The 6793-nt window shown below is 60.1% G+C and carries 3 protein-coding genes and 2 pseudogenes; all 5 read right to left on the bottom strand.

Features of this window, described 5'->3' with window-relative positions; translation table 11 throughout:
• Nucleotides 1-10 precede the first annotated feature (10 nt).
• Nucleotides 11-1357, bottom strand: coding sequence for an IS5 family transposase (locus P0R31_RS40320; RefSeq protein WP_275521137.1), 1347 nt, complete (start codon nucleotides 1355-1357; stop codon nucleotides 11-13).
• A gap of 234 nt (nucleotides 1358-1591) precedes the next feature.
• A pseudogene (locus P0R31_RS40315) lies at nucleotides 1592-1852 on the bottom strand (S-(hydroxymethyl)glutathione synthase); the annotation flags it as partial.
• Nucleotides 1853-1894: 42 nt separating this feature from the next.
• A pseudogene (locus P0R31_RS40310) lies at nucleotides 1895-3001 on the bottom strand (S-(hydroxymethyl)glutathione dehydrogenase/class III alcohol dehydrogenase).
• Nucleotides 3002-3173: 172 nt separating this feature from the next.
• The gene (locus P0R31_RS40305) at nucleotides 3174-4601 is read right to left on the bottom strand and encodes an aldehyde dehydrogenase family protein (RefSeq protein ID WP_275521139.1); all 1428 of its coding nucleotides are present in this window, start codon (nucleotides 4599-4601) and stop codon (nucleotides 3174-3176) included.
• 678 nt (nucleotides 4602-5279) lie between these two features.
• Nucleotides 5280-6626: an IS5 family transposase gene (locus P0R31_RS40300; protein WP_275521137.1), complete on the bottom strand. Its 1347-nt coding sequence runs from the start codon at nucleotides 6624-6626 to the stop codon at nucleotides 5280-5282.
• Between the last annotated feature and the right edge of the window lie 167 nt (nucleotides 6627-6793).

Here is a 6793-nt window from a genome sequence, read left to right as displayed (position 1 = left end):
TAGTCGACCGTTAAGAAGCCCGGATTGACTTTTCTGGACAATTGAACGTGCGCCAGAGCGGGACCAGGAACAGGCACAAAAGATCTCTGAGCCAGGCGAGGATGCGGCGGAAATTGTGGCCGACGGCTGAGAGGACGACGTTGGCGGCGTCGCCGGCGCGGCCTTTGAGATAGCAGCGGCCGAGATGACCTTCGGCCTTCAGGTGTCCGATGATGGGCTCGATGGCGGAGCGGCGGCGCAGTTCGCGCTTGATGACGCCGAAGACGCCGCGCTTCTGACCGGAGATGAAGACGCGACGGGGATTTTGAGCGTCGTGGCCGCGATACCCCTTGTCGACATAGGCCCGCTCGATCGGACAGCCAGTGAGTGTCTCGGTGCGGCCGATGATGTCCCGCAATGTGTGGCCGTCGTAAGGGTTGTCGGGCAGCGACCTGGCGTGCAGCACGAACAAGCCACCGGGAGCCCGGCGGTTGTTGGTGACGATAGAGGCCTTCACGCCGAACTCGTAAGGGGCAGCGGCCTTGCCCTTGCCGATGCACTCCACCTCCGGGGCATGGAAAGAATACAGCTTCCAGCCACGTTGGCGCTGCTGCTGCGAGCGGATCTGGCTGGCTCGGCCAAGGGGGAGTGCGAACACCTCCTCCAGTGCCGGCTCGTCTTCGATCTTGCGACGGATGTCGCGGATGATCCGTCCCAACCGGCTGCGCAGGACACGCAACTGCCGCTGATGCCGCCCGAATTGTTTGGCATGAGCGTAGCGACCCGCCATCATCGCGGCCGCCTTGGCCACGCGAGAATAGGATTGCCGCAGCCTGACGCCGTGCTGTCTCGCCAGGCGGTTGAGACCTCTGATGGCTGCATGCAAGAGCTTGGCATCAGTCGGAAAGGTGATGGCCTTCGGCTGCACCGTCGTGTCGACCGTGACGCGCTTGAGGTCCTGACCGCGCAATGCGCCGGCCGCGTGCGCCACCCGCAGGCTCTCGGCCAGCAGCAGCTCCAGCTTATCGCCAAGCCGCTTGCGCCAGTGGCTCAGGTCCGAGCGCTCGTGCGGGAAGGTGTGCTGGAAGAACTCTTCGCCGGTGAAGAACTGGAAGTACGGATCGTGGACCCAGCGTTCGCACACGCCCTCATCAGACAGCCCGTAAATCTGCTTGAGCAGCAAAAGCCCGATCATGAAGCGGGTCTCGATGCCCGGCCGGCCGTTCTCGCTGTAGAGCGGAGCGATCTCGCCGTCGATCCAGTCCCAATCGACCTTGCCGGCGAGCAGAACCAGCTCGTGCTTCATGTTGATGATCTGATCCAGCCGTGCCCGGAACAGGTCATTCGATCCCGTGGTCTTGTGCTTCTTCGGTCGCATCGTCTTCTCCGATGCACACAGAATCATGGCCCGCAGCAAAAGGAAATCCAAAAACCAATTTGCAGGGTTTGGAAGCCTCAAGCCCCAAATCCCTGCAATCTCAAATGCCTCCAAAACCCGAAAACAGACTCCCGCTCAATCGCTTAGAGCCTTGTTCACGGCCGACAAGATAACGTCCTGACGTAGAGCGCATGGTCTTTCTTGAAGCGACGCACATGTAGCCGCCAGGAGGTTGCAGTAATAGCGCTGGCACGACTGCCGAAGGATCGACGATCTGCATCTTGTCGCCGTTCTCAAGCGCGGTGACGTTCTGGCGCGGCATTATGGCGACGACGGAGAACGTCGCGCCATCTTTCCAGCACCTGGTGCAGCCGCAGGCGTGAATGTGCGTCACGCCAATCTCGATACCGACGATGACCGGCGACCCTCATTTGCAGCCAGCATGCTGCCGGTAAAGCCGCCCCTGCCCTGTTTGAAACCCTTATCGACGAGCATGAGCGCCAGTTATGGGCGAACCCTCGTCGTAACGGTTCTGATTTAGTACACGACGACTGAACGAATGGATTTGCCCTCGTGCATGAGGTCAAAGCCCTTGTTGATCTCTTCGAGCTTAAGCACGTGAGTAATCATCGGGTCGATCTCGATCTTTCCGTTCATGTACCAGTCGACGATCTTCGGCACGTCGGTGCGCCCGCGCGCGCCGCCGAAGGCGGTGCCGCGCCAGTTGCGGCCGGTGACGAGCTGGAACGGACGGGTGGCGATCTCCTTGCCGGCTTCGGCGACGCCGATGATGATTGAGGTGCCCCAGCCGCGATGCAGGCTTCCAGCACCTGACGCATCACCGTGGTGTTGCCGGTGCAATCGAAGGTGTAGTCGGCGCCGCCATCGGTGAGACCGACGAGATGCTGGACGATGTCGCCGGTGACCTCCTTCGGATTGACGAAGTGCGTCATGCCGAACCTCTTGCCCCAATCCTCCTTGGAATCGTTGATATCGACGCCGATAATCTTGTCGGCGCCGCCCATCTTGGCTCCCTGGATCACGTTTAGCCCGATCCCGCCGAGGCCAAACACCACAACGTTGGAGCCAGGCGTGACCTTGGCGGTGTTGACGACGGCGCCGACGCCGGTGGTGACCCCGCAGCCGATGTAGCAGGTCTTGTCGAAGGGGGCGTCCTCGCGGATCTTGGCGACTGCGATCTCCGGCAGGACCGTGAAGTTGGAGAAGGTCGAGCAACCCATATAGTGGTACATCGGCTTGCCCTTGTAGGAAAAGCGGCTGGTGCCGTCGGGCATCACGCCCTTGCCTTGCGTCGCGCGGATCGCGGTGCAGAGATTGGTCTTCTGGCTCAGGCAGCTTGCACTGCCGGCATTCCGGCGTGTAGAGCGGAATGACGTGATCGCCCGGCTTCACCGAGGTGACGCCTGCGCCGATCTCGCGGATAATACCGGCGCCCTCGTGGCCGAGGATCGAGGGGAAGATTCCTTCGCTGTCAAAACCGTCGAGCGTGTAGCCGTCGGTATGGCAGATGCCGGTCGCTTTGATCTCGACCAGGACTTCGCCGGCCTTCGGCCCTTCCAGATCGACCTCGACGATCTCGAGTGGTTTCTTGGCTTCGAAAGCGACGGCAGCACGTGTCTTCATTATTCTCTCCGGCCCCTATTCTGGACTACAAAAAACAAAATCACGCTTGCGACGATTCACGGGCGTCTCGCAAAGGTTCTCCGTCACGCAAATGCAGAACGGTGATGAGCCTCCCCAGGCGGCATCCGTGCTGACCGCCTGATCGAATTCAGGGAAATGATCGGATAGTCGCCTACTTGGGCGTGTAGCCCAGAATGGCCTTGGTCTCCAGGTACTCGTGGAACCCGTAATCACCTACTTCGCGGCCGTTGCCGCTCCGTTTGTATCCGCCAAATGGCGCGGTCGAATCGCCGCCGCTGCAGTTGATCGCGACCTGGCCGGCGCGCAGCTTCGAGGCTACGGCTCGGATTTCGTTCACGTCAGAACCAGAAATATAGGCTGCCAGACCATACTCAGTGTCGTTGGCAATCTGGACCGCCTCATCGACGTTCTCGTAGCTAAGGATTGACACCACTGGCCCAAAAATCTCTTCCTTAGAGATGGTCATATCGTTCTTCACGTTAGCGAACACGGTGGGCTTTACAAAGAAACCTTTATCGAGTCCCTCTGGACGCCCGATGCCACCGGTGACAAGCGTCGCCCCCTCGTCAATCCCGGCCCTGATCAGGTGCTGGATCTTCTCCCACTGGTTCTTGTTGACCACCGGCCCGATAGTGGCGCCGCTGTTCGGATCGCCGACAGTAGTAGCTTCCGCCACCTTCCTGGCTATTGCGATAGCTCGGTCCATCTTTTTTACCGGGACCAGCATGCGGGTAGGTGCATTACAGGACTGGCCGGAGTTGCTCATCACCGAGCGCACGCCTGCGCTAACTGCGGGTTCGAAGTCGGCATCCTCCAGGATGATATTCGGGCTTTTACCGCCCAGCTCCTGAGTCACGCGCTTAACTGTGGCGGCGGCGCTGCGGGCCACCTCAACTCCAGCGCGGGTCGAGCCGGTGAATGAGACCATGTCGATGCCGGGATGACTTGCGATCGCGGCCCCAACCACAGGCCCCACTCCATTGATCATATTGAAAACGCCCGGCGGGACACCGGCCGCGTCCATGACTTCGGCCCAGATGTAGGCGCTGAACGGCGCCTCCTCGGAAGGCTTGAGCACCATAGTGCAGCCGGCGGCGAGCGCCGGCACCACCTTCAAGACGGTTTGACAAATTGGCCAATTCCAAGGGGTAATTAAGCCGCAGACACCAATCGGCTCCTTGGCGATCCGCGTCGTGCCACGATCTTCTTCGAACTTAAATGTTTTCAAGATTTCGATGCTGGCCTTTATATCAACCAATCCCGCCGGAACCTGCGACTGTTGTGCGAATGTTACCGGCGCGCCCATTTCCTCCGTTATCGCCTTTGCGAGGTCGTCGAAGCGCTTCTGATACTCGACCAATATCCGTTGCAAGAGTTCGATGCGCTCTTCCCGGCTTGTCTGTGAGTAGTTAACGAATGCCTTCTTGGCCGCAGCCACAGCCCTGTCGACATCGGCGGCAGTGCCGGCCGAGATATGGCCACAAACCGCCTCAGTAGCGGGATTTATGACGTCAATCCGCTCGGGCAAGGCCGGTTCTACCCAACGGCCGTCGATGTAGAACTTCAGGTATTCGCGCATGTGTGCTCCTTCGGCTCCTCGAAAAGGGATCGAGCTAACCGCAACGTTATGGGGACTCTCTAGATGGGTACGTGGACTGTGGGGAATTCCTGAACCAACTGGGCCGGTCACTTGTGTGCCCGCGCGAGGTACGCATGCTAGCCGGGCTCCACGCTCGAAAACGTCGATAATCGATGCAGGCTGAGTAAATACTGCAAACACAACGAACTCTCGTTTTTAGACCTGCAAATCGCACAAGACCCGCGGCATCAAGGAAGCAAGGCAAAAGGGGCGTCATTCGCGTTGGGCATGGAGCCACGAAAGCGTCTGTCAGATAGATCGAATTCTTTGCACAGGGCTGCTTGGCTATGGGAACGTTTACTTTGAAAACACTAGCGCTTCATGTTAATCGTGCCGTCCCTTCGGCGCTCCGCGTTGTGCCACGCGTCCCGCTTGAGCCTGATAAATGATGATGCGGGGATCGGAGGCGCAGCGGTGCAACAACCAGCGGCCGCTTTCAAACCGATTGAGCTCGGGGCTAATCAAAGGCCTCTGATGCGCCGGCAACAGTCGACGATCCCCTGCGCCAAGAAATTCAAACAGCAACCGGCGGCTAGTTAGAGCATCCTGCTGAGCTGAATGATTCGAAAGGGCTTCCCAGATCAGCGGTCAGCTAAGTCCACACTAGGTGGTCGACCGTTAAGAAGCCCGGATTGACTTTTCTGGACAATTGAACGTGCGCCAGAGCGGGACCAGGAACAGGCACAAAAGATCTCTGAGCCAGGCGAGGATGCGGCGGAAATTGTGGCCGACGGCTGAGAGGACGACGTTGGCGGCGTCGCCGGCGCGGCCTTTGAGATAGCAGCGGCCGAGATGACCTTCGGCCTTCAGGTGTCCGATGATGGGCTCGATGGCGGAGCGGCGGCGCAGTTCGCGCTTGATGACGCCGAAGACGCCGCGCTTCTGACCGGAGATGAAGACGCGACGGGGATTTTGAGCGTCGTGGCCGCGATACCCCTTGTCGACATAGGCCCGCTCGATCGGACAGCCAGTGAGTGTCTCGGTGCGGCCGATGATGTCCCGCAATGTGTGGCCGTCGTAAGGGTTGTCGGGCAGCGACCTGGCGTGCAGCACGAACAAGCCACCGGGAGCCCGGCGGTTGTTGGTGACGATAGAGGCCTTCACGCCGAACTCGTAAGGGGCAGCGGCCTTGCCCTTGCCGATGCACTCCACCTCCGGGGCATGGAAAGAATACAGCTTCCAGCCACGTTGGCGCTGCTGCTGCGAGCGGATCTGGCTGGCTCGGCCAAGGGGGAGTGCGAACACCTCCTCCAGTGCCGGCTCGTCTTCGATCTTGCGACGGATGTCGCGGATGATCCGTCCCAACCGGCTGCGCAGGACACGCAACTGCCGCTGATGCCGCCCGAATTGTTTGGCATGAGCGTAGCGACCCGCCATCATCGCGGCCGCCTTGGCCACGCGAGAATAGGATTGCCGCAGCCTGACGCCGTGCTGTCTCGCCAGGCGGTTGAGACCTCTGATGGCTGCATGCAAGAGCTTGGCATCAGTCGGAAAGGTGATGGCCTTCGGCTGCACCGTCGTGTCGACCGTGACGCGCTTGAGGTCCTGACCGCGCAATGCGCCGGCCGCGTGCGCCACCCGCAGGCTCTCGGCCAGCAGCAGCTCCAGCTTATCGCCAAGCCGCTTGCGCCAGTGGCTCAGGTCCGAGCGCTCGTGCGGGAAGGTGTGCTGGAAGAACTCTTCGCCGGTGAAGAACTGGAAGTACGGATCGTGGACCCAGCGTTCGCACACGCCCTCATCAGACAGCCCGTAAATCTGCTTGAGCAGCAAAAGCCCGATCATGAAGCGGGTCTCGATGCCCGGCCGGCCGTTCTCGCTGTAGAGCGGAGCGATCTCGCCGTCGATCCAGTCCCAATCGACCTTGCCGGCGAGCAGAACCAGCTCGTGCTTCATGTTGATGATCTGATCCAGCCGTGCCCGGAACAGGTCATTCGATCCCGTGGTCTTGTGCTTCTTCGGTCGCATCGTCTTCTCCGATGCACACAGAATCATGGCCCGCAGCAAAAGGAAATCCAAAAACCAATTTGCAGGGTTTGGAAGCCTCAAGCCCCAAATCCCTGCAATCTCAAATGCCTCCAAAACCCGAAAACAGACTCCCGCTCAATCGCTTAGAGCCTTGTTCACGGCCGACT

This window comes from Bradyrhizobium yuanmingense, from assembly GCF_029167105.1.
GTDB lineage: Bacteria > Pseudomonadota > Alphaproteobacteria > Rhizobiales > Xanthobacteraceae > Bradyrhizobium > Bradyrhizobium yuanmingense_A.
Note: the sequence above shows the minus strand (reverse complement) of the source record. Positions and strands in the feature narration are given on the sequence as shown.

Coding starts and splice junctions, on each gene's coding strand:
- P0R31_RS40320 (WP_275521137.1), bottom strand. CDS start 1,357: ATGCGACCGAAGAAGCACAAGACCACGGGATCGAATGACCTGTTCCGG.
- P0R31_RS40305 (WP_275521139.1), bottom strand. CDS start 4,601: ATGCGCGAATACCTGAAGTTCTACATCGACGGCCGTTGGGTAGAACCG.
- P0R31_RS40300 (WP_275521137.1), bottom strand. CDS start 6,626: ATGCGACCGAAGAAGCACAAGACCACGGGATCGAATGACCTGTTCCGG.